This is a genomic window from Arthrobacter sp. SLBN-112 (genome assembly GCF_030944625.1).
Taxonomy (GTDB): Bacteria; Actinomycetota; Actinomycetes; order Actinomycetales; family Micrococcaceae; genus Arthrobacter.
The window spans coordinates 71,719-94,518 of sequence record NZ_JAUSXY010000001.1; the positions used below are offsets into that span (position 1 = coordinate 71,719).

17 protein-coding genes, 1 tRNA gene and 1 riboswitch are annotated in these 22,800 nt (G+C 67.4%); of the genes, 12 read left to right on the top strand and 6 right to left on the bottom strand.

Translation table 11 applies throughout. From position 1 onward, the window contains the following. Window positions 1–80: 80 nt before the first annotated feature. On the bottom strand, window positions 81–1,916 hold the full coding sequence (locus QF050_RS00310) for a phosphoenolpyruvate carboxykinase (GTP) (RefSeq protein WP_308928624.1): 1,836 nt from the start codon (window positions 1,914–1,916) through the stop codon (window positions 81–83). 277 nt (window positions 1,917–2,193) lie between these two features. Between QF050_RS00310 and QF050_RS00315 the strand changes: the two genes are divergently transcribed. From QF050_RS00315 to QF050_RS00335, 5 genes are all read left to right on the top strand, one after another. Next, window positions 2,194–2,270: transfer RNA gene (locus QF050_RS00315), tRNA-Arg, on the top strand. Window positions 2,271–2,346: 76 nt separating this feature from the next. Next, complete coding sequence (locus tag QF050_RS00320; RefSeq protein ID WP_308928625.1) at window positions 2,347–3,801, top strand: NAD(P)/FAD-dependent oxidoreductase; 1,455 nt, start codon at window positions 2,347–2,349, stop codon at window positions 3,799–3,801. A gap of 67 nt (window positions 3,802–3,868) precedes the next feature. Beyond that, window positions 3,869–4,618, top strand: a complete 750-nt coding sequence (locus QF050_RS00325) for an ABC transporter ATP-binding protein (RefSeq protein WP_308928626.1) — start codon at window positions 3,869–3,871, stop codon at window positions 4,616–4,618. Further along, on the top strand, window positions 4,615–6,651 hold the full coding sequence (locus tag QF050_RS00330) for a YhgE/Pip domain-containing protein (protein ID WP_308928627.1): 2,037 nt from the start codon (window positions 4,615–4,617) through the stop codon (window positions 6,649–6,651). The genes QF050_RS00325 and QF050_RS00330 overlap by 4 nt, the downstream gene beginning before the upstream one ends. Then, window positions 6,648–7,295 (top strand): TetR/AcrR family transcriptional regulator, encoded by a 648-nt coding sequence (locus tag QF050_RS00335; protein ID WP_308928628.1) that lies wholly within the window; start codon window positions 6,648–6,650, stop codon window positions 7,293–7,295. Before QF050_RS00330 ends, QF050_RS00335 begins: the two co-directional genes overlap by 4 nt. Before the next feature lie 604 nt (window positions 7,296–7,899). Here QF050_RS00335 and QF050_RS00340 read toward each other — a convergent pair. After that, window positions 7,900–8,904, bottom strand: coding sequence for an EamA family transporter (locus tag QF050_RS00340; RefSeq protein ID WP_308928629.1), 1,005 nt, complete (start codon window positions 8,902–8,904; stop codon window positions 7,900–7,902). 73 nt (window positions 8,905–8,977) lie between these two features. Here QF050_RS00340 and QF050_RS00345 point away from each other — a divergent pair, with 73 nt between their 5' ends. Beyond that, window positions 8,978–9,907 carry a LysR family transcriptional regulator gene (locus QF050_RS00345; protein WP_308928630.1) on the top strand — a complete coding sequence of 310 codons (930 nt, stop codon included), beginning with the start codon at window positions 8,978–8,980 and terminating at the stop codon, window positions 9,905–9,907. On the opposite strand, the gene QF050_RS00350 is transcribed toward QF050_RS00345, so the two are convergent. From QF050_RS00350 to QF050_RS00360, 3 genes are all read right to left on the bottom strand, one after another. Beyond that, window positions 9,885–10,412, bottom strand: coding sequence for a histidine phosphatase family protein (locus tag QF050_RS00350; protein ID WP_308928631.1), 528 nt, complete (start codon window positions 10,410–10,412; stop codon window positions 9,885–9,887). The two genes, QF050_RS00345 and QF050_RS00350, sit on opposite strands and share 23 nt — an antisense overlap. A gap of 306 nt (window positions 10,413–10,718) precedes the next feature. Next, entirely contained in the window at window positions 10,719–11,582 is an 864-nt protein-coding gene (locus QF050_RS00355) for a winged helix-turn-helix domain-containing protein (protein ID WP_308928632.1), read from the bottom strand. Window positions 11,583–12,154: 572 nt separating this feature from the next. Further along, a complete protein-coding gene (locus tag QF050_RS00360) occupies window positions 12,155–13,081 on the bottom strand; it encodes a hypothetical protein (protein ID WP_308928633.1) in 927 nt (308 codons plus the stop codon). 230 nt (window positions 13,082–13,311) lie between these two features. On the opposite strand from QF050_RS00360, the gene QF050_RS00365 reads away from it, so the two are divergent. From QF050_RS00365 to QF050_RS00390, 6 genes are all read left to right on the top strand, one after another. After that, entirely contained in the window at window positions 13,312–14,052 is a 741-nt protein-coding gene (locus tag QF050_RS00365) for a response regulator transcription factor (RefSeq protein WP_308928634.1), read from the top strand. Window positions 14,053–14,065: 13 nt separating this feature from the next. Further along, window positions 14,066–15,544, top strand: coding sequence for an ATP-binding protein (locus QF050_RS00370; RefSeq protein ID WP_308928635.1), 1,479 nt, complete (start codon window positions 14,066–14,068; stop codon window positions 15,542–15,544). An 88-nt stretch (window positions 15,545–15,632) separates the two neighbouring features. After that, window positions 15,633–17,060 carry a bifunctional glycosyltransferase family 2/GtrA family protein gene (locus tag QF050_RS00375; protein WP_308928636.1) on the top strand — a complete coding sequence of 476 codons (1,428 nt, stop codon included), beginning with the start codon at window positions 15,633–15,635 and terminating at the stop codon, window positions 17,058–17,060. Next, complete coding sequence (locus QF050_RS00380; RefSeq protein ID WP_308928637.1) at window positions 17,057–19,207, top strand: glycosyltransferase family 39 protein; 2,151 nt, start codon at window positions 17,057–17,059, stop codon at window positions 19,205–19,207. Before QF050_RS00375 ends, QF050_RS00380 begins: the two co-directional genes overlap by 4 nt. A 6-nt stretch (window positions 19,208–19,213) precedes the next feature. Beyond that, window positions 19,214–21,247 carry an ArnT family glycosyltransferase gene (locus tag QF050_RS00385; RefSeq protein WP_374121483.1) on the top strand — a complete coding sequence of 678 codons (2,034 nt, stop codon included), beginning with the start codon at window positions 19,214–19,216 and terminating at the stop codon, window positions 21,245–21,247. 148 nt (window positions 21,248–21,395) lie between these two features. Further along, window positions 21,396–21,558: riboswitch (cyclic di-AMP (ydaO/yuaA leader) on the top strand. A 3-nt stretch (window positions 21,559–21,561) separates the two neighbouring features. Then, window positions 21,562–22,368 (top strand): hypothetical protein, encoded by an 807-nt coding sequence (locus tag QF050_RS00390; protein WP_308928639.1) that lies wholly within the window; start codon window positions 21,562–21,564, stop codon window positions 22,366–22,368. Here QF050_RS00390 and QF050_RS00395 read toward each other — a convergent pair. Continuing rightward, on the bottom strand, window positions 22,365–22,778 hold the full coding sequence (locus tag QF050_RS00395; protein ID WP_308928640.1) for a glyoxalase superfamily protein: 414 nt from the start codon (window positions 22,776–22,778) through the stop codon (window positions 22,365–22,367). The genes QF050_RS00390 and QF050_RS00395 overlap by 4 nt on opposite strands. Between the last annotated feature and the right edge of the window lie 22 nt (window positions 22,779–22,800).

Below are 22,800 nucleotides of genomic sequence, written 5' to 3' on the forward strand. Positions count from 1 at the left end.
GGTGGGGAACGACGGCGGCCCCGCACCTTTTCGGAAAAGGTGCGGGGCCGCCGTCGTTGTCTCTGCTTCTCCCCAGCTGGCTAGCTGTGGTCCGCCATGCGTTCCTTGAGGGACTCAAGCTCGGCGCGCAGGGCATCCGGGAGTGAATCGCCGAATTTCGCGTACCATTCCTCGATCGAGGCCAGCTCGGCGTCCCATTCCTCGCGGTCAACGCGGACGGCGTCCTCCACATGGGCGTGGGTCAGGTCCAGGCCGGTGACGTCCAGCGCGTGGCCCGCCGGAACGAAGCCGATGGGGGTTTCGACGGCGTCAGCCTTGCCCTCGAGACGCTCGATGGCCCACTTGAGGACGCGGGCGTTGTCGCCGAAGCCGGGCCAGGCGAAGTCGCCGTCGGCGGTGCGGCGGAACCAGTTGACCAGGAAGATGTGCGGCAGGCGTTCGGGGTTGGCCTTGCCGGAAACGCTGATCCAGTGCTTCAGGTAGTCACCGGCGTCGTAGCCGATGAAGGGCAGCATGGCCATCGGGTCGCGGCGGAGCACGCCAACCTGCCCGGCGGCAGCGGCCGTGGTCTCGGAGGACAGGGTGGAACCCATGAAAATGCCGTTGGTCCAGCTGCGCGCTTCGGTGACCAGGGGAACGGTGGTCTTGCGGCGGCCGCCGAAGAGAATGGCGGAGAGCTCCACGCCTTCGGGGCTGTAGTACTCCTCGGCGAGCATGTCGATTTGCGAGATCGGCGTGCAGAACCGGGAGTTCGGGTGGGCGGCAGGCTTGTCAGAGTCCGGAGTCCAGGAATTGCCCTGCCAGTCGGTCAGGTGCGCCGGAACCTCGTCCGTCATCCCTTCCCACCACACGCCGCCGTCGTCCGTCAGGGCGACGTTGGTGAAGATGCTGTGGCCCTTGGCGATGGCGCGCATGGCGTTGGGGTTGGTGCCCCAGCCGGTGCCGGGGGCCACGCCGAAGAGGCCGGCCTCCGGGTTGGTGGCGCGCAGTTCGCCTTCCTTGCCGATCCGCATCCAGGTGATGTCGTCGCCAAGGGTTTCGACCTCCCAGCCTTCAATGGTGGGGTCGAGCAGGGCAAGGTTGGTCTTGCCGCAGGCCGAGGGGAAGGCTGCGGACATGTAGTACGACTTCTTCTCCGGCGAGGTGAGCTTGAGGATGAGCATGTGCTCCGCCAGCCAGCCTTCGTCCCGGGCCATGACCGAGGCGATGCGCAGGGCGTAGCACTTCTTTCCCAGGAGGGCGTTGCCGCCGTAACCGGAGCCAAAGGACCAGATGGAACGCTCTTCGGGGAAGTGCACAATCCACTTGTCCGGGTTGCAGGGCCACGACACGTCGTCCTGGCCGGGGGCCAACGGGGCGCCGAGGGAGTGCAGGGCCGGAACGAAGAAGGCATTGGTGGCCGTGATCTTGTCCAGAACCTCGGTACCGATGTTCGCCATGATGCGCATCGAGGCAACAACGTAGGCACTGTCGGTGATCTCCACACCGAACTTTGGGTCCTCGGCGTCCAGGTGGCCCATGACGAACGGGATGACGTACATAGTGCGGCCGCGCATGGAACCGGCGAAGAGCCCGCGCAGCTTGTCCTTCATCTCGCGCGGGTCCATCCAGTTGTTGGTGAAGCCGGCGTCACGCTTGTTTTCCGAGCAGATGAAGGTCTGCTCCTCGACGCGGGCAACGTCGGCGGGATCCGAGAATGCGGCGAAGGAATTCGGGAACAGATCCTGGTTGAGACGGGTCAGCGTTCCGGCAGCGACAAGCTCATCGGTCAGGCGGGTGTTTTCCTCTTCAGACCCGTCAACCCAGTAGATGCGGTCCGGCTGCGTTAGCTCAGCAACCTCTTCGACCCATGCCAGCAAGCCGGCATGTGTGGTGGGTGCTTTCTCAAGCAGCGGCTTCTGCGCCAGATCGCCCATTGCAGTTCCCTTCCTCGGGTTCATCGGTGTGAGCTAAATGCTATGGTCCGGACCACTGGAGTTTTTGGGGAGCTTGACTGACATCTCCGGTCACGAAAAGTGAATTCCGCGGAAATTCGGGAAATTTTTGCCGCTGAAGTGCCGATTAAGTGACAAAGGTCACCTAGACCGGTCTAGTTGCGGAGATTACAAGCGTTTCGATTTGGCACTACGGGCCCGGCTCGCGTAAAGTAATTCGAGGTTCGGGGAGAGCGGTTCTTCTCCCAGGACACGGAATGCGCCCATAGCTCAGCTGGATAGAGCGTCTGTCTACGGAACAGAAGGTCAGGGGTTCGAATCCCTTTGGGCGCACCAACCAGGTCCGCACCGGTTCGCCGGTGCGGACCTTTTTTGTGCTGTCCCGCCATCGCGGCCCGGCTAGGCTGTGCACATGATGCCCGACGCCGCTGAGCGCGAATTTGATGTTGTTGTTATCGGCGCAGGCGCCGTAGGAGAAAACGTGGCGGGCCGCGTGGTCCAGGCCGGCCTGACAGCCGTCATGGTTGAGGCAGAGCTGGTTGGCGGTGAGTGCTCCTATTGGGCGTGCATGCCATCCAAGGCGCTGCTCCGGCCCGGCACCGCCCTGCACGGGGCGCAGGCCACCCCCGGCGCCAAGGAAGCCGTCACCCGCACCCTCGACGCCGCCGCCGTCCTGGCACGCAGGAACTACTTCACGTCCAACTGGCAGGACGACAGCCAGGTTTCCTGGGCGGAGGATGCAGGGATCGAACTGGTACGCGGCCACGGCTGGCTGACCGGCCCCAAGACGGTGGAGGTGGCCGCCCTGGACGGGGCTCAGCACCTGCTGCGGGCACGGCACGCGGTGGTCCTCGCCACCGGATCGACCCCCAACACCCCTCCCCTCGAGGGACTGGAGGACGTGCAGGTTTGGGGAACCAGGGAAGCGACGTCGGCCAGCGAGGTTCCGGAACGCCTCACAGTCCTGGGCGGCGGAGTGGCCGGAACCGAACTGGCTCAGGCATTCGCCCGCTTGGGCTCAAGCGTCACCCTGGTGGCGCGCAGCGGCCTGCTTGGCACGTTCCCTGAGGAAGCGGCGGCGCTGGTCGCGGCGGGATTGCGGGCAGACGGCGTCGACCTGCGGCTGCATACGGCCACCGAACGGATCCGCGCGAACGACGACGGGACGCTCACCCTCAGCCTGGGCGACGGAACCACCGTCACGGCAGAGAAGGTCCTGGTCTCCACCGGCCGGCACCCGGCACTGGAAGGCCTGGGCCTGGAAAGCGTCGGCTTTGAACCTGGCGAATCCGGGCACCTGGCCCTTTCGGCGGACACCACAGGCCTGGTGGAAGGCACCCCCGGCGACGACGCCTGGCTCTATGCCGTGGGGGACGCCGCGGGCAAGAACCTCTTCACCCACCAGGGCAAGTACGAGGCCCGCGCCACCGGCGACGCCATCGCCGCCCGGGCCAAAGGCGACCTCAAAGGAACGCCGGACGACTGGACCCGCTACGCCCAGACGGCCAACCAGCACGCCGTGCCCAGTGTCGTCTTCACGGACCCCGAGCTGGCCAGCGTCGGACGTACGTTGAAGACCGCCACGAAGGACGGCTATAACGCATCCTCCGTGGAGCTGCCCATCCAGGTTGCCGGCTCTTCCCTGCACTCGGAGAACTATGAGGGGTGGGCGCAGCTGGTGGTTGACGAAGACCGCAAAGTCCTCCTGGGGGCCACCTTTGCCGGACCCGATGTTGCCGAACTACTACACGCGGCCACCATCGCGGTGGTGGGCGAGGTGCCGCTGGAACGCCTTTGGCACGCTGTCCCCTCCTACCCGACCATCAGCGAAGTGTGGCTGCGCCTGCTGGAGAAGTACGGTCTCTGATTTCTATTTGAACTGACCAGTCAGTTCGGTTAGCCTTGATGCAGACCTCTTCTGCGAAAGGCAAGCCTTGCTCTCAGCACACCAGCTCCACGCCAAAGGACGCCGGGACCCGCTGCTTCCGCCGACCTCACTGACCGCCGCCCGCGGCGAGCTGCTGCTCGTCAGCGGCGACCGCCAGGACCAGCGCACCGCACTTGCGCTCCTGCTCAGCGGCAGGATGAAGGCCACCGGCGGCGGTCAGCTCAGCTGGGACAACAACTCCCGGACCAAGCAGCTCCGCCTCGCCGCGGCACTGGTGGACTCCCCCGGCGTCAATGAACCGGAGGAACACCTCAGCGTCCGCGACCTGGTGACCGAGGACCTGGCCCTGATCCCCCGCCGCTACCGTGGTGCCCTGCTCAGCCGGCCTTGGCTCAAGGTCAACCGGTTCGAGGACATCGCGGACCTGTGGACGGAACAGCTCGAGCCCCGGCGGCGGCTCGAACTGCTGACGGCGCTGGCCCTGGCCAACCCGCGCACCGACCTGCTGGTGGTCGATTCCCCGGACCGGCACAGCGCGGATGAACTCACCTGGCTGCCCCGCCTCCAGGCGTTGGCCTACGACGCCGGGCGGCCGCTCGCCGTCGTAGCGGCCGTCAGTGCCGTCCCCGCATCGTGGGACGGGCCGGTTGCCGTCATCGGCAACGCGGCATCCGAAGCCGCCCCCGAACCCGCGCCGGAGCCGGCGCCCGAGGCCCCGGCCGGCAAGCACTCAGCGGAGTCCCTGCCTGACCGGGAAGACCAGGAAACCGAACTCGAAACCGAGGTTGCCAAGTGACTGTCCTGCGGCTGGCCCGCTCCGAACTCAAGCGCATGACCGGCGGGCTGCTGCCCAAGCTGACCATCCTGGCGCTGACCATGGTCCCGCTGCTCTACGGTGCCGTATACCTGTATGCGAACTGGGACCCCTACGGCCACCTCAACAACCTTGACGCGGCCTTGGTGGTGGAGGACTCGGGTGCAACCGCTGCCGACGGCACCCGGCTGGAGGCCGGAACCAAAGTGGCGGACAGCCTGGTGGAGGGCAACGTGTTCCATTGGGTTCCGGTGGCCAGTGCAACAGAGGCCGATGCCGGAGTCAGCAGCGGCCAGTACGCCTTCGCCCTGAAGATCCCCAAGGATTTCTCGGCAAACCTGGTCTCGCCGGGCAGCTTTGATTCCGCGAGCCAGGCCATGCTGAACGTCACCACGAACGACGCCAACAATTACCTCCTGAGCACCATCGTGGACAAACTGACCACGGCCGTTCACACCACCGTGGCCAAGGAGGTTGGTGAGGAGACTGCAAACCAGTTGCTCACCGGCTTCGGGACCATCCACAGCAAAATGGTCCAGGCCGCGGACGGCGCCTCCCGGCTGGCCGACGGCGTGGCGACGCTCAGGGACGGAACGGTCACCCTCCACGACGGGACTTCCGCCTTGAGCAGCGGCGCCGACCAGTTGTACGCCGGCCAGCTGAAGCTGCTGGATGGTGCCAACCAGCTGACCGACGGCGCGGGGCAGCTCAGCAGCGGATTGTCGACGCTGAAGGACAAGACCGCCACGTTGCCGACCGATGCCCAGACGCTGGCCTCCGGCGCGGCGCAGGTGGCTGCCGGGAATGCCCAATTGAATACCAAAGTGCAGGATGTGGCGTCCCAGCTGGAGGCAGCAGACCAGGGACTGCGGACCCGGGTGGTGGAGTCCAACAGCAGGCTCGTGGCTTCCGGCGTCCTGACCCAGGAACAGGCTGACAAGGTGTTGGCCGATTTCGACGCCGCCGCAGCGTCCAGTCCTGTTGCCGCCGCAAAGGCCAAGATTCAGACGGACGCCGAACAGGTCCAGCAGTTGGCCGACGGATCCGAGGCCGTCAGCGTCGGCGCAGCCCAGCTGGCCGCCGGAATGCCGGCCTTGAAGGATGCCATCGTGCAGGCGTCGGCCGGGGCGAACCAGCTTCACACGGGGGCCGCAGCGCTGGCAACCGGTGAGCAGTCCGCCGTCGACGGCGCCGCCGGACTTGCGGACGGCGCGCGGAAGGTGGACGCCGGCGCGGCCCAACTCGTTGATGGTGCGGGCCAGGCCGCCACCGGTTCCCGGACGTTGGCCGACGAGATCGGAAAGGGGGCCGGCCAGGTCCCCAACCCGGACGACACCCAAAAGAGCAACCTCTCCCAGGTGATGGCCGATCCTGTGGCGGTCAGCAATGTCTCGCAGGCCAAGGCCGGTTCCTACGGCGCAGGGCTGGCACCCTTCTTCCTCACGCTGGCCCTGTGGATCGGGATCTTCATGCTGATCCAGGCGATGCGGCCCATTACGCAGCGGGCCCTTGCCTCGAACGCGCCGTCGTGGAAGATCGCGCTGGGCGGCTGGCTGCCGTTCCTGCTGGTCTCGGTGGTGCAGGCGTCCCTGCTGACCCTGGTGGTGGATGTGGGGCTGGGGCTGAACCCTGCGCATCCTGTGCTGATGTGGCTGTTCCTGCTTGCCGCGGCCATGGCCTTCAGCGCACTCATCCAGGGGATCGTGGCCCTGCTGGGGTCACCGGGCAAGCTGGTGGTACTCATCCTGCTGGTGCTGCAGCTGGTGTCATCCGGCGGTACGTTCCCGTGGCAGACCACCCCGGAGCCGCTGCATGCGGTGCATCAGGTCCTCCCCATGGGCTATGTGGTGACCGGGATGCGGCACCTGATCTACGGCGCGGACCTGTCCATGATTATTCCCACCCTGGCCGGGCTGCTGGGCTACACCGTACTGGGCGCTGCCCTGTCCACCCTGGCAGTGCGCAAGAACAAGTACTGGACGCTCAAGACCCTGAAACCGGAGATCGCCGTATGACCACCGAACCACCGGCCGGGTCGAAAGGGCTCCGGCCTGCCCGGACCAACGCCACCCGCCAGAAACTCTTCGACGCCTCCATGGAACTGATCGGCGAGCGCGGGGCGGCCAACGTCACGGTGGATGAAATCGCCGCCGCGGCCGGGGTGTCCAAGGGCACCGTCTACTACAATTTCGGCAGCAAATCCGAGCTCATCGCCCAGTTGCTGCGGCACGGGGTGGACATTCTCAAGGCCCGGCTGCTTGAGGCCGCCGACGGCGGCGGCAGTGGCCGTGACCCGCTGCTGGCCATGGAAGCGATGATTGGCCAGGCCATGGACTTCATGGCCGAATACCCCTCCTTCGCGCGCCTGTGGGTCAGTGAGAACTGGCGGATCCCGAGTGAATGGCAGGGCACGTTCTCGGTCCTGCGCGGGGAGCTCCTCGAGGTGGTCGGCCAGGCCGTGGAAAGCGTGGCAGCGGCGTACCCGGTGGATGACTCGGTATCCCGGGGAAGCCTGGAAACGGCCATCTTCGGTGCCTGCTTCGTGGTGGGGCTGGACCGGCAGACCTACAATCCCGAGCGCACCCGTGACCAAAGTGTTGCAGCAATCATGGCCATCATGCGCGGCTACGTCCTGAAGGAGGCTGCTCCTCGGGGATGATGGAGCACATGCGCCATACCGGAATGAGCGGAAAGTTTGCGGTGATCTGCGGCGTCGTCGCCGCCGGGCTGCTGGTGCTCACGGGGATGACCCTTGCCGAACCGGTGTTCCTTGCGTTCCTCGGCGTCCTGGGGCTGGCTTACCTGGCTGCTGTTGCCGAGATCGTGGTGCGGCGCCGGCGCTTCGCCCTGCTCGCTGCGGGTGCCGGAACCGCACTCGCCCTCGGCTTTTCCCTGGCGTTCCTCAGCACCTGGACGCTGGCGTACGACGACCAGTCCTCCTTCCTGGGCACTCCGCTGCCCACCCACGACCCGGACAACTACTTCCTGGGTGCCGGCATCGCAGCCGCGGCAACATTCGGCGCCCTCTTCCTAGGCGCGCTCTGGCCGGGAAGGCGGAGCGCCACCGCGGCCCGGAGACCCGCCGGAACCAGAAGGCGTCCGGCGTCCGCTCCACGGCCGGCCACCCGTGCCAACGCGCAGGCCCCTGCACGCACGGCATCACAACGCACCCCATCACAAAGGCCAGGACCGGCGGCGCGCAGCCAGCGTGCTGCCGCGCCGCGGACCGCCGGTCAGGCGTCCGGGTCACAGGCGTCGCCCGTTCAGCGGACGTCCGCCTCCCGCACCCCTGCCCGGGGGACGTCCGCAGCAGCCAAGCGCCCGTCGTCGTCCGTGTCTCCGGCGCCCAAACCGGCACCCAGGTCCGGCAGCGGCTCAACCTCGCGCCGCTGACGGCGCCCGCCTGCCCGGGTGAGCACCGCCGTCGCGACGCCGCCCAGGAGGAGCAGGCCGCCCGCCAGTTCCGTTGCCGACGGCACCTCGGCAAGGACCAGCCACGCTGCGCTCATGCCCACCACCGGGACCAGCAGGGTGAAGGGCACAACGGCCGACGACGGGTGGCTGGCTAGGAGCCGGTTCCAGATTCCATAACCCACCAGTGAGGCGAAGATTGCCGTGTACAGTGCGCTGAGCGCGGTGGGCGCCTGCAGCGTGAACAGCGACTGCCAGACCGTATCGGGCCCGTCCACCAGCACTGACAACACGCCCAGCGGGAGCGGGACCACAGCCCCGGACCAGACCACCAGCCCCAGGCCGGAGGCGGCTTTGGCCTTCCGGGCAATCACATTTCCCGCCGCCCACGACAACGCCGCGGCCAGGACGATGACCAGCGGGAGCAGCGGTGCCACGGCGCTGCGGCCTACCGCCACGAGGGCCAGTCCGGCGACGCCCAGCACGACGCCCGCCAGCTGCCGCCGGCTGGGGCGTTCGCCCAGGAAACCCGCAGCGAGGAGGACGGTCAGCAGGACCTGCGCCTGCAGGACCAGGGACGCCAGCCCCGCGGGCATGCCCAGCGCCATGGCCAGGTAGAGGAGGCCGAACTGGCCTGCACTCATGAAGAGTCCGACGCCGATGATGGCCTTCCAGCTGACGTCCGGCTTCCTGATGAAGAAGATCCAGGGGACCACCACGAGGACGAAGCGCATGGCGACGAACAGCAGCGGCGGGAAGTCGCGGCCTCCGGCGTGCAGCCCGATGTCGATGGCTACGAAGTTCAGGCCCCACAGCAGGGCGACAAGGACGGCAAGGAGGGAATCGCGCAGGTTCACAATCCATACTCTGGCAGGGCAAACGATGAAGCACCAGCGCCGATATATACCGGCAATCATGTACGTTTGCTTCATGATTGATATCGGATCCCTGCGGGCGCTCGCGGCGGTCGAACAGCACGGTTCCGTCATTGCGGCCTCGGAGGCCATGGGATTCAGCCCGTCGGCCGTGTCCCAGCAGGTGAAGAAGCTGGAGAAAGAGGCTGGCTTCGCGGTCCTGGAGCGCCGGGGCCGCGGGGTCCTGCTCACGGAGCGCGGACTGGCCCTGGCGGCATACGGCCGGCGCATCCTTGCCGAGTTGGAGGAGTTGCAGTCCACGTTGCTGGCAGACCCGGCCAAGCCCAGCGGCAGCCTCCGCGTGGTTTCCTTTTCCACGGCCTGCCGCGGACTGGTGGGCCCGCTGCTGGCACGGCTTGAGGGGTCGGGAGCGGCGCTGGATGTCACCGTGCTGGCCGAGGATCCGCGCGAAGCCGTGGCCCGGGTCGCCCACGGCGAGGCGGACCTCGGCCTCGTGCATAACTGGAATTCCGTGCCACTGGTGATTCCGGAGCATCTGACGCTGGAGTGGCTGTGCGAGGATGTGGCGGACGTCCTCGTGCACCGCACCCATCCCCTCGCAGGGCGCCCCGAGGTTGCGCCGGCAGAGCTTGTTGACGAACGGTGGATCAGCACGCCTGCGGGGGCAATCTGCAATGAGGCCCTGCTCCGGATTTTCGCGGACTTGGGGCGGGTGCCGGATATCCGGGTTTATGATCCCGATTTCGCGACGCATATCGCGATGGTGGAGCAGGGAGTGGCGGTGGCGCTCGTTCCCCGGCTGGGGCGCCCGGCACTCCCCCGGGATGTCATCGCTGTTCCCGTGATCAACCCGGTGCAGGCGCGCCAGGTTGGGCTCGTCCATCGCAAGACCATGACTTCCAGCCCGGGCATCAGGCACATCGCCGGGCTCCTGCGTGGGATTGCCGCCGGCGGGGTTGGCGCTAGTGGGCCCGGGGAACCTTGAACTTGGTGATCCTGGCGTCCTGCCCATCCAGTTCCGCCCAGGGCTTCTCCGTTTCCAGGACGGTCAGCGCACTGGTGGGATAGCGGGTGGCGGCGTCCATGTAGGCGTCGTGGTCGGAATCCCGCGACGCGAGGTGCATTGCCAGGTCCTGTACGCCGGGCAGGTGCGCGATCAGCATCAGGGTGGTCACGGTATCCGGCACGTGGTTGACCACGGTGAGCATCCGCTGGGCCGAGGCCGCGTACAGGCCGTCCTCAAGCTTGGGCGTGGGCGCCTTGTCCCCCAGCTCGGAGCAGACCCAGGTGCACGTTTGCCGGGTACGCAGGGCGCTGGAGCACAGGATGAAGTCCGGAACGATGTTGTGCTTGAGCAGCCACCGTCCGGCGAGCGGCGCCTCCCGGTGCCCGCGCTCCTCGAGCGGCCGCTCATGATCGGCCACCCCGCCCGGCCAGTCAGCCTTGGCATGGCGCATGATCACAAGGCGTCGAACATGGTGCGAACTCATGGCCCAAGCCTAGCGCCAGCAAAAGCACAGCGAAGCGCCCACGTTCCTTGGCCCGCGAACGTCACGCCAAGCACGCTTTGGGCACAGAGAAAAAACGCGAGGCCCAGGAATTCAGGGGTCAGCAACGGATAAGACTTTGAAAACAAGCCCACAGTGACACGAGGCCCATCAGCCGAGGACGCACAGCGCGCGGAGAAGATTCACAAACGGCCGAAAGGCGGGATGTCCCGAAAGCGCCGTTGTTGCGTGAGGAACGAGCGCAGGCGCCGAGGGATATGCCGCCTTTAAGCGGAGGTTAGAGAGGAGTTAGATCGAGTACTCCGGAGCGGCCCAGACGACAACCTCGGGGTGCTCGTAGAAGCGGTAGCCCTGACCGCGGACCGTGCGGACCGTGTTCGCGAGGCGGCCGAGCTTCGAGCGGAGACGGCGGATGTGCACGTCGATGGTGCGCTCGTTGGGGACCTCTTCGGCGTTCCGCCACAGGCCCTCGAGGAGTTCGTCGCGGCCGACGGTGCGGGTGCCGTTCTCGACGAGGTAGTTCAGCAGCTCGAACTCCTTGAAGGTGAGGTTCAGGGATTCGCCGTCGAGGTGGACTTCGCGGCGGGCGAGGTCGATCAGGACGCCGGAGGGGCGAGGTTCCTGTGGCTGGGCAGGACGGGCGGCCTCGGTGCGCTGGCGGGAGTTGACCGTTGGGTCGCCGAAGGTGGAACGGACGACGTCGAGCGCGGACCCGGGGGTTCCGGCGGGAGCTACCGCAACAGCGGCGTAGCTCTCGGCGCCGGAGACCAGCGACTGGGCGTACGCGCGGATCTCCTGGGCGAGCTTGGCGATGGAGGTGCCGGCTGCTGCCGCGGTTTCCTCGTCAATGCCCATGTACAGGACGAACCCGCGGGCCACGTTGTCGTTGGCCACGGGGCGGACGGCATTCGGACCGGCAACGACGGGGGTTGGGGCGGTGACGGGAGCGGCCTCGGCGGGCTGGACGGCGCGGAGCTGGCCGTAGGAGTTCGGGTTGTATCCCTGCGGGGCGTAGCCCTGGGCGGGGAAGCTGCTTCCGGAAGTGGGAGCGAGCGCCGGGCGAGGGCCAAAGCCGGGGCGCAGGCCGGAGGGCTGGCCGGCCTTGGCGGCGTTACGGACGGAGATGTGGACGTATCCGGATGCAACTGACATGTATTGCTTACCTCAATGTGAATGGCCGTGTTCGCGGCTCGAATGCTGGATTCCCCGTAGACGCGGACCGGGGAAGGGCGCCCGACGCTGGGCTGGGGGGGCGAATGCCTAAGAACTTCAGGGGTGCGAAGGTCAGGCGTGCATTCGACAACAGCGCATGTCGGCAGCAGCGGATGTGCTGGGCCAATATTCTGCGGCTGCAGGTGCTGTTGAGTTCTTGTTCACATTGGAAGTGTGCAGCGTAACAATGCCAACTTGCAAGTAACAATGGACTAATTCGTCCACATGGTGAGACAAAAGTGGCGATTGTGTTTTAGATCACTATTTCGCGATGGGGAAATAATAACGCTCGTTATCCGGAGAAGAGTCTCGGATAGCTATTCGTTCGGAACATTATTCGATAGATTGCCCCTTTCCCGAATCTCTCCGAAATTCAATCGCTTGACATAGAATCGGCCGGACGACAGCCTGCCGTGTCCAGTCCCGGTCCTGCCGGCGGCAAATTTTTTGGCCCCGACAGCGGGCGCGGGCCGGCGGCAGGACCTGCCTGGGAGTGGTACGGCGTGCCGCCGTCAGTTGCTGCCGGTTCCCGAACCGGCAGAGGTACCGGCGGTGACAAGTTGGATGATCTGCGCCGTGTAGGTGTCGCCATTCTTCAGCGCGGTCACGCGAACGCTGGCCCCGGTGGTCACGTTGGACAGGCTGAGGGTGCTGCCGGTGGATGTGCCCCCGCGCTGCCGCATCCCCTGCATGACCTGCACATCGGAGCCCACTGCGTAGGTGCGGGAGAAGCCGTCTTCGCTCTTGACAGTCAGCGAGGTGGCCGAGACATCCGTCACGGTACCCGTCTGGCCCGCCATGGTCACATAGTTGGAACCTTCAAGGACCACGTATTCGGAGTGGATGGCTGCGTTCAGGCCTGCCGCCCCCATCCCCAGGCCACCGGGTCCGCCGTCCATGCCCATGCCGCCGGGGGTGCCGCCGTTGGTTCCAGTCTGGCTGCCCGGCCCGGCCATGCCGTTTTGGCCGCCGGGACCGAACTGGCTGGCACCGCCAGCGCCTTGGGCGTTGGCTGCGGTACCCGAACCGTTTCCGGCCGCGTAGGCACCGGCGCCGGCCGCTGCGCCCAGGACCACGGCCGCGCCCCCGACCAGCAGCCCCTTCTTTGCCGTCCAGGTGCCCTTGTTGGCGCGGGAGGCCGAAGTGGATGCGTATTGCTGCGGGGCGCCCCAGCCAGTGCCGGCGTTCGGCACCTGGCCGTTGGCCGGCGTCGTACCCCATCCTGCCGACTGCTGGCCGGGGACGGGTGCGCCCCAGCCCTGTGCAGGCTGCCCCTGCCGGGACTCGCCGGGTGAATGCGCGTCTTGGCCGGCCGGGACCTTAAGGTCGGGGGCCGCTGCGTCGCGGCCGCTGCCTTCCGGGGTGCCTCCCCAGACGGGGGCCGGCTGCCCGTTCTGCCCTGATGCCCCCGGGACTGCCTGGTTGTTCTGCTGGTCCATTGCTCTCTCCAAAGAAGTTGAACTGATGGTGGTGATGCTGTTTGTTCCATCAGGCTCTGCCGGTTTGCTGTGCGGGGGCTGTGCGGCAGGCCAAGTCCGCCTGTGACCTGCACGGTTCCCCGTGCACGAGGAAGCGCCTGGCCGCCGGCCCAGGTGGCTAGGCTGGAGCTCACAGCTGGAACACAGCAACGGCAAAGCACCGGCAAACCGGTAGATCGGAGAGTTGTCCCATGGCATCCCCGCACTCCATGACCAACAACCTTCCCCAGCTCACCCACCCCGACGGGTCCCCGATCCGCGCCCTGGTGGTGGATGACGAACCCAGCCTGTCGGAGCTGATGAGCATGGGCCTGCGCATGGCGGGCTGGGCCGTGGCCGTGGCCGGGGACGGCCCCACGGCCGTCAAGCTCGCCAAGGACTTCCATCCGGACGTCCTGGTGCTGGACGTCATGCTGCCCGGGTTCGACGGCGTGGAGCTGCTGGGCAGGATCCGCGCCTTCGCGCCGGAGGTGCCTGCACTGTTCCTGACCGCAAAAGACGACGTCCAGGACCGGATCGTGGGGCTGGCAGCCGGCGGCGACGACTACGTGACCAAGCCCTTCAGCATGGAGGAAGTCCTGCTGCGCCTGCACCGCCTGGTCCAGCGCTCCGGCGTGGCAGCCATGGACACTGCCGAACTGGTGGTGGGCGACCTGGTCCTCAATGTCGACACCCGGGAAGTCACCCGCGCCGGGGAGGAAATCCAGCTGACTGCCACACAGTTCGAGCTCCTGCGCTACCTCATGGAAAACCCCAAGCGCGTGGTCAGCAAAGCACAGATCCTGGACCACGTGTGGGACTACGACTTTGGCGGCCAGGCGAACATCGTGGAACTGTACATCTCCTACCTGCGCAAGAAGCTCGAGGCCAACCATCCGCCCATGATCCACACCGTGCGCGGAGCCGGTTACGTCATCAAGCCCGCAGACTAAGCCAAGGAAACGCATGTCATCGCTTTCCGGGGTTCCCCGGCCCACCGGCCGCTCATGGTTCAACCCGGCCACCTGGCACCTCCGCACCCGCCTCATCCTGCTCTCCATGGCCCTCCTGGTGGCCATTTCCGGCGCGATCGGCGTGGTCAGCTACGCATCCATGGACGTGGTGCTGTCCAATCAGCTCGATGCACAGCTGATGCTGGCCTCCCGCGGCCGTCCGCCGGAGGGCAACCCGTCCGGCCGTCCTGACCCGCTCGATGCGCGGGGACAAAGCGTGGGAACACTCAATGCGCGGGTGGTGGGCGGCCAGATCAGCCGCGAGGCCGGCTTCCTCTCCTCCGACGCCACCCGCACCGCGCTGACCTCGCGCGACATCAGCACCCTGCAGTCGCTCCCCCACAACGGTGTTTCCGTGGACCGCGAACTGTCCAACGGCGACTACCGGCTGATCGCTACCGAGACGCCCTACGGCGACGTGGTGATCACCGGGCTCCCGCTGGCAACCAAGGAAAGCACCGAAGCCTCGCTGGTGCTGACGATGGTGCTCGTCTCACTGGGCGGCCTTGTCCTGATCGGGCTGGCCGGCACAGCATTGATCCGCCGGACCATGCGGCCACTGGAGCAGCTCTCCGACGTCGCCACCAAAGTTTCCAAGCTGCCGCTCGACGCCGGCGAGGTAGCCCTGGCGGTGCGTGTACCGCCGTCGGCGGCGCATCCCACCACCGAGGTGGGCAGCGTGGGCCATGCACTGAACCTGATGTTGGACAACGTCTCCAGCGCGCTGGAAGCCCGGCAACGCAGCGAGATGAAGGTGCGCCAGTTTGTTGCCGACGCTTCCCACGAACTTCGAACCCCTTTGACGGCCATCCGCGGCTACACCGAGTTGATGCGCATGACCGAAACCTTCACGGAGGACGGCCGGAAGTCGCTGGGCCGGGTGCAAAGCCAGTCGGAGCGCATGACTGCCCTGGTGGAAGACCTGCTGCTGCTGGCCCGGCTGGATGAGGGCAAGGCAACCGTAACCACCGATGTGGACCTTACCCAGCTGGTCATCGAAACGGTCAGTGACGAGAAGGTCATGGCACCGGACCACACCTGGCAGCTGACGTTGCCCGACGAGCCGGTGACCGTCCGAGGCGACAGCACCCAGCTCCACCAGGTGCTGGCCAACCTGCTATCCAACGCAAGGAAGCACACGCCGGCCGGCACCACCGTGACCACAGGCGTGATGCGCTCCGCCGACGGCAGCGTGGTGGTCACGGTCACCGATGACGGACCCGGCATTCCCGCCGAATTCCAGGGCAACATCTTCTCGCGCTTCACCCGGGCCGATGCCGCCCGCTCCGGCTCCGAGGGCTCGTCGGGCCTGGGACTATCGATCGTCGAATCCATCGTCGCGGCCCACGGCGGTACCGTGGAATTGGTCTCCCGGCCGGGCAGGACCGAGTTTGCCGTCCGCCTTCCGTCAACCGGGCCTGCCACGGCCTGACCACTCCTGCAAGCAGGGGCCGCACTTACACAGGTACGTCACAGGTTGCGCCTAAAGCCTTCAAATACGGCGGCGCCACCCTTGATTCATGACCCTCACCGACTCCACTTCAGGAACCCTGCCGGACGCCGCGGTGGCGCCGGTGGGCATTCCGTCCAGGGGACGCGCCGTACGGCGCGCCCCCGTGGACACCCGCACCGCTGTGCCCGTCCTCGATGTGACCATTCCGGTCTTCAACGAGGAACGCGACCTGGAGGAATGCCTCCGCAGGCTGCACGCCCACCTGCGCGATTCCTTTCCGCACAAGTTCCGGATCACTGTGGCAGACAACGCCAGCACGGACGGGACGTTGAAGATCGCTGAACGGCTGGCCCGGGAGTTCCCCGAACTCGCGGTGGTCCACCTTGACGAAAAGGGCCGCGGCAATGCCCTGCGCAAGGTGTGGCTGGCCTCGCCGTCGCCAGTCCTGGCCTATATGGACGTGGACCTCTCTACCGACCTTGCAGCCCTGGCACCCCTGCTGGCGCCGCTGATTTCCGGCCACTCGGACCTGGCCATCGGAACGCGGCTGACCCGCAATTCCCGCGTTGTCCGCGGTCCCAAGCGGGAATTCATCTCGCGCGGCTACAACCTGATGCTGCACTCCTTCATGGGTGCCCGGTTCAGTGACGCGCAGTGCGGGTTCAAGGCGATCCGCGCCGACGTCGCCCAGCAGATCCTCCCGTACACCGTGGACAACTCCTGGTTCTTTGACACCGAGCTCCTGGTCCTGGCGGAGCGGTGCGGCCTGCGCGTCCATGAGGTTCCCGTGGACTGGATCGACGATCCTGATTCAAGCGTTGACGTGCTCCGGACGGCGCTGGCGGACGTCCGGGGCATGGCACGGCTCACCCGCGACCTGCTCTACGGGCGCATCCCGGTTCCTGAGCTGCGGGCGGCCCTGGCTCGGGGGCCGCTGCCCGCATCGTCCCGGGCGGCCGAGCAAACGCGCGGCAGCAGCCTGTTTGGCCAGCTGGTGCGGTTCGCCGCCATCGGTGCCGCGTCGACCCTGGCCTACCTGGTGATCTTCGTGTTCTGCCGGGGGTTCATGGATCCGCAGCTTGCCAACTTCCTGGCGCTGCTGATCACGGCGGTGGCCAATACGGGAGCCAACCGGCGGTTCACGTTCGGCATCCAGGGCGGCAACCCGGTCCGCCACCATTTCGAGGGGCTGATCGTGTTCGGGATCGGCCTGGTGCTTACTTCGGGGGCCCTTGCCTTGGTCCATAGGACGACGACGCCGGACCGGTGGGCGGAAATCCTCACCGTGGTGGCGGCGAACCTTGCCGCCACCGCAGTGCGGTTCCTGCTGTTCCGGCTCTGGGTCTTCCGGGAACGGGCACCGCACACAGCACCCGCCGCTCACCCCGGTCCCGGAACAGACCAAAGCACCGGAATTGCACCCGCCGGAACCCCCGCGGCACCAACCGCCGACGACACGACAGCCACCGCCTCCACAGAAACGGCAGCATCATGACCTCCACCATTACACCGGCAGGCGCCGGATCAACCACCGAATCAACCGGCGGCCCCCAGCACCCGTCAGGTGCCGCTGTTTCCGCAGCTGACCCGGCAAAGCCCGGGCCGCGCTGGGCCCGGTACGCTTTCGGCGGCCAGCCCCGCTGGGTGCGGCCCTCGGCCGCCGGCCTCCTGGTGGCCACAGCAGTCCTGTACCTCTGGAACCTGGCTGCCACCGGCTACGGAAACTCCTTCTACGCCGCTGCCATCCAAGCGGGCACCAAGGACTGGACGGCGTTCCTCTTCGGATCGCTCGACGCCGGCAACGCCATCACCGTGGACAAGCCGCCCGCAGCGCTCTGGATCCCGGCCCTCGCGGGACGCATCTTCGGCTTCTCCTCGCTGAGCATGCTGGTGCCCGAAGCGCTCATGGGAGTGGCCGCCGTCGGCTTCCTGTACCTCGCCGTGAAACGGGTCTCGGGGCCGGCGGCAGGCCTGCTGGCGGGTGGCGCCCTGGCACTGACGCCCGTAGCGGCGCTGATGTTCAAATTCAACAACCCGGACGCCATGCTCACACTCTGCCTGGTGCTGGCGGCGTACTTCACCACCCGGGCCATCGAGCGGGCCGGCTGGAAGTGGCTGGTCGCCGCGGGGGCCGTGATTGGCCTGGCGTTCCTCAGCAAGATGCTGCAGGGTTTCCTGGTGGTTCCCGCGCTTGGACTCGCCTACTTGTGGGCAGCTCCCACCCCGCTGGGACGCCGGCTGGTCCACCTGCTCGGCGCGCTGGGCGGGATCATTGTGGTGGCCGGCAGCTACGTCGCCCTGTTCCAACTGACGCCGGCCTCGGAACGGCCGTACATGGCAGGGTCCACCACCAACAGCTTCCTGGAACTGACCTTCGGCTACAACGGCCTCGCCCGGATCACCGGCTCCGGGGAAGGAATGCCCGGAGGCGGAGCCGGAGGGCCTGCGGGCGCACCCGCAGGCTTCGGCGACGCCGTCGGGGGTGGCTTCGGCGGAGCGGCGGGCGGCTTCGGCGGCGGCAATGCCGGATTCGGCGGCGCGGCGGGCCTGCTGCGGATGTTCGGGACCAGCTTCGGCGGCGAGGTGTCCTGGCTGCTGCCTGCCGCCCTGGTACTGCTGGTGGCGGGCCTGTGGTTTACCCGCCGCGAACTGCGCACGTCCCGGAGCCGTGCGGCCCTGATTCTGTGGGGCGGCTGGCTGCTGGTCACGGCGGGCGTCTTCAGCTTCATGAGCGGCATTGTCCACCCCTACTACTCCGTGGCACTGGCACCGGCCATCGCGGCGCTGGTGGGCATCGGCGCGGTTGAACTCTGGCGGGGCCGCGCGTACTGGCCGGCACGGATCACCCTCGCCGCCGTCGTCCTGGGCACCTCCATCTGGTCCTCGGTGCTCCTGGGCCGCGACACGTCCTGGCTTCCGTGGTTGCGCACCGCCACCATCGTCCTCGGCGTCCTTGCCGCCGCCGCCATCCTCCTCCGCCTTGACGCCAAGGGCGCTCCGGGACGGTTCCGGCGCGCCGGGGCGGCCGCCGTCGTCGTCCTGTCCCTGCTGGCCGGAGGACTTGGAACGGCCGCCTGGACCCTTGCCACCGCTGCGTCCGCCCATTCGGGATCCATTCCGACGTCGGGACCCGCGGGTTCGTCGGCGGGCGGCTTCGGCAACAGGGCTGCCGGGTTCCGGGACGACGCAGCGCTCCGTAGCGACCGGACCGACGGCACGGATGCGGCCGCTGGTGCCGGCGGTTTTGATCCCGCGAATGGCGTCAACGGCGCCCCGGGTGCCGGCGGGGCCGGTGGTCCCGGCGAAGGCACCGCCGATGCCGCCGTGACCGCACTGCTGACGGGCACCACCACGAAGTGGTCGGCGATCGTCTCCGGGGCCAGCCAGGCCGCCAGCCTGGAACTGGCCACGAACACCAACGTCATTGCACTGGGCGGCTGGAACGGCGGTGATCCCTACCCGACGCTCGCCGAGTTCCAGGACATGGTGGCCAAGGGTGAGATCAGCTACTTCATCGAAGGCGGCATGGGCGGAGGCGGCATGGGCGGCCGGGGCGGCAACTCCGAGGTGGCCGCGTGGGTGCAAGCCAACTTCCAGGCCCAAACCGTGGGGAACTCCACGGTGTACCAACTCACTAAGTAGGACCCCATGGCCGGCTATTACCCAACCCCAGTGAAGGCTCCCCCCGCTCCCGCTGCCCAGGGCCCTGTTGCCGCGGCCCGCGTGCGGCGGGATCCCCTGGCCCTCCGGCACCGGCTGGAACTGTTAGGCGTTCTGGCGGCCACCGCCGTGCTGTACCTGTGGAACCTCGGGGCGTCCGGCTGGGCCAACGCTTTCTACTCCGCCGCCGCCCAGGCCGGATCGCAGGACTGGGCGGCCTGGTTCTTCGGCTCCTCGGACGCCGCCAACTCCATCACGGTGGACAAGCCACCGGCGTCCCTGTGGATCATGGCGTTGTCGGTCCGGATGTTCGGCCTGAGCTCCTGGAGCATCCTGGTTCCCGAAGCCCTGATGGGCGTCGGGATCGCCTGGCTGCTGTACCTGGCCGTCCGGCGGGCAGCGGCGCCGGCCACCGGCGACCCGCGGCTCGCCCACCGGGCAGGCCTGCTGGCCGCTGTGGCGCTGGCCCTGACGCCGGTGGCCACGCTGATGTTCCGGTTCAACAACCCGGACGCCCTGCTGGTGCTGCTCATGACCGCCGCCGGCTACGCGGTGCTTCGCTCCGTCCAGGAGGACCGGCTGCGCTGGCTCCTGCTGGCAGGGGTCTTCCTGGGCTTCGGGTTCCTTGCCAAGCAACTGCAGGTGCTGCTGGTGGTCCCCGGCTTTGCGTTCGCCTACCTGGTTGCGGCGCCGGCAGGGCTGGGCCGGCGGCTGCTGCACCTGCTCGCCACCGGTGCGGCGATGGTTGCCGCGGCCGGCTGGTGGCTGGCCGTCGTCGAACTCATCCCGGCGGCGGACCGTCCGTTCATCGGCGGTTCGCAGGACAACTCCATCCTGGAGCTGACCCTCGGCTACAACGGCCTGGGCCGGCTGACGGGCGACGAAACCGGCAGCGTGGGTGGCGGCAACGGCTGGGGCGTTCCCGGCCTGCTGCGGATGTTCAACAGTGAATTCGGCGGCCAGATCGCCTGGCTGCTGCCCTCCGCCCTGATCCTTGCTGCGGGCCTGCTGTGGCTTGGGCGGCGGGCGCCGCGGACTGACGCCGTGCGGGCGTCGGTGATCATCTGGGGTTCCTGGGTGCTGGTGACCGGGTTGGTCTTCAGTTTCATGGCCGGCATCATCCACCCGTATTACGCGGTGGCATTGGCACCGGGGATCGCCGGGCTTGCCGGCCTGGGCCCGGTACTCCTCTGGCAGCACCGGCGGCAGGCCGCTGCAGCGGTCCTCCTCGCGGCATCGGTGGCCGCGGCAGCCCTGATGGCCTTCACCCTGCTGGGTACCACGTCCGCCTACGGTCCGTGGCTGCGCTGGCTGGTGCTGGTTGCAGGCCTGGCGGCCGCGGCAGGAATTGGGCTGGGCAGGTTCATTCGCCTGCGCTCGGTTCAGCGGACGACGACGGCGCTCGCCATTGCGGCATCGCTCGCCGGACCGCTGGCGTTCTCCATGTCGACGGCGACGACGGCGCACAGCGGGGCCATTGTCAGTGCCGGGCCGGCGACGTCGTTCAGCGGCCCGGGTGGGTTCGGCGGAAACCGGGCCGGCGGGTTTGGTGCGGGCGGCAATTCCCGGCAGTTCAGCGGCCAGGCCGGGGCAACCCGGGGCGGCGCAGGCCAGACTGGACAAGGCCAAGGTGCCGGCGGTGGCCGTGCCGGCGGGATGGGTGGCCTGGGTGGCCTCCTTGGTGCGCCCACGCCGTCGGCCGAGCTCGTGGCCGCACTCAAGGACGGTGCCTCGAACTACACCTGGGCCGCGGCAGTGGTCGGTTCGAACAATGCCGCCGGTTACCAACTGGCAACGGAACTGCCGGTGATGGCTGTGGGCGGCTTCAACGGCACCGACCCCTCCCCCACGCTGGAACAGTTCCAGGCACTGGTATCCCAAGGCAAGGTCCACTACTTCATTGCCGGCGGGACCATGATGTCCAACAGCGGTTCGGACGCCTCCACCCGGATTGCGCAGTGGGTAGCGTCTACCTTCCCGTCGCAAAGCATCGGCGGGACCACGGTCTACGTCCTGGCGTGATAATCGCGCTGCAGGACAAGTCGCGCAGCAAATCGACGCGCCAGGAATCGTGACTTCCGTTACCCAAATGTGACTAATGCGTGATCTTCCTGTAGCGTTGATTGGGTGCGGTCCCCGTTCGGGCCGCATATCCCGGGTTGACGCCAAGCTCTGCCGCTTCCCGGATTCCGCTTGAGCAACGGCAGAGGCGGGGGACCCACCGTCCCGGGCATTGATTGCCCTTGGGGTTAAGCCAGCACGTGTTTGTTCCGTGCGGCCGGATGCCCTCATCCGAACCCGACAGCTAACTCCGCAGGTGTGAGAGGCGATCAATCATGTCTAAATCCATGGCAAAACCATGCCTGCAAACCAAGGCAAAACACCGGGCCAAACCCCAGCCCGCCAAAAACACCACCTTGGGCCGGCGTGCTGCAGTCCTCGCGGCATCGTGCGCTGTGCTGGTTGGCGTTGGCGCGGCAGGCCAGGCGACCACCAGCATGACCCAGGCGTCGTCCACCGGGTCAAACTCTTCAAGTTCGGCGTCGGACGCTCAGATGAGCATCGAGAAGAGCGAAATCCGGTCCAACCCGGCCGCGAATCCCGCTCCTTCCGCCATCAGCGTGGCGCCGCAAGCGGCCGAGCCGGCTCCTGCGCCCGCACCCGCCGCCCCGGCAGCTGAAGCACCCGCCCCGGCGCCTGCCCCCGCACCCGCTCCTGCCCCCGCACCCGCTCCTGCCCCCGCCGTCGCGGTTAACGATCCCGCAGGTGCCCAGGCCTATGCCGCCAGCCAACTGTCTTCCTTTGGCTGGGGACCGGACCAGATGCAGTGCCTCCAGACGCTGTGGACCAAGGAATCCGATTGGACCACCACGGCCACCAACGCCAGCAGTGGCGCGTACGGCATCGTCCAGTCGCTGCCCGCGGAGAAGATGGCCAGCGCGGGCGCCGACTACCTGACCAACTACCGCACGCAGATCAACTGGGGCCTGGACTACATCAAGAAGAGCTACGCCTCGCCCTGTGGCGCATTGAACTTCCACCTGGCGCACAACTGGTTACTAGGCACCACTGGTACTGGACACCACTGGACAACGCCCGCCGCGGGCCGCGTCACCATGATCCGGCCCGCGGTTTTGCGTTAACCGGCGTCCTGCGCGGCGTCTTTCCCGTCGCCCTGCCCGGCGTTCCGCCACGGGATGTACTGGACAGACCACCTGTTGCCGTCCGGATCGGCGAAGTACAGGAAGTGGCCCCACTGCTGCACGTCCACGTCGCTGACATCCACGCCGTTGCCCTTGAGCTGGCGGTGGGCGGCCTGGATGTCGCTGACCACCAGCTGCAGGTTGGAGCCGGTGCCGGGCGGAGCGTCGGTGAGCCCTTCGCCGATGCAGATGGAGCAGGCAGAGCCGGGCGGCGTCAACTGCACGAAGCGGATCGAATCCGACGGTCGCTCGTCGTAATCGGCGTTGAAGCCAACCTTGTTGACGTAAAAATCCTTGGCGCGGTCCACATCGGACACAGGGACAAAGACGAGTTCAAGTTTCCAGTCCATCCGCACAGGCTAGCGGCGGGAA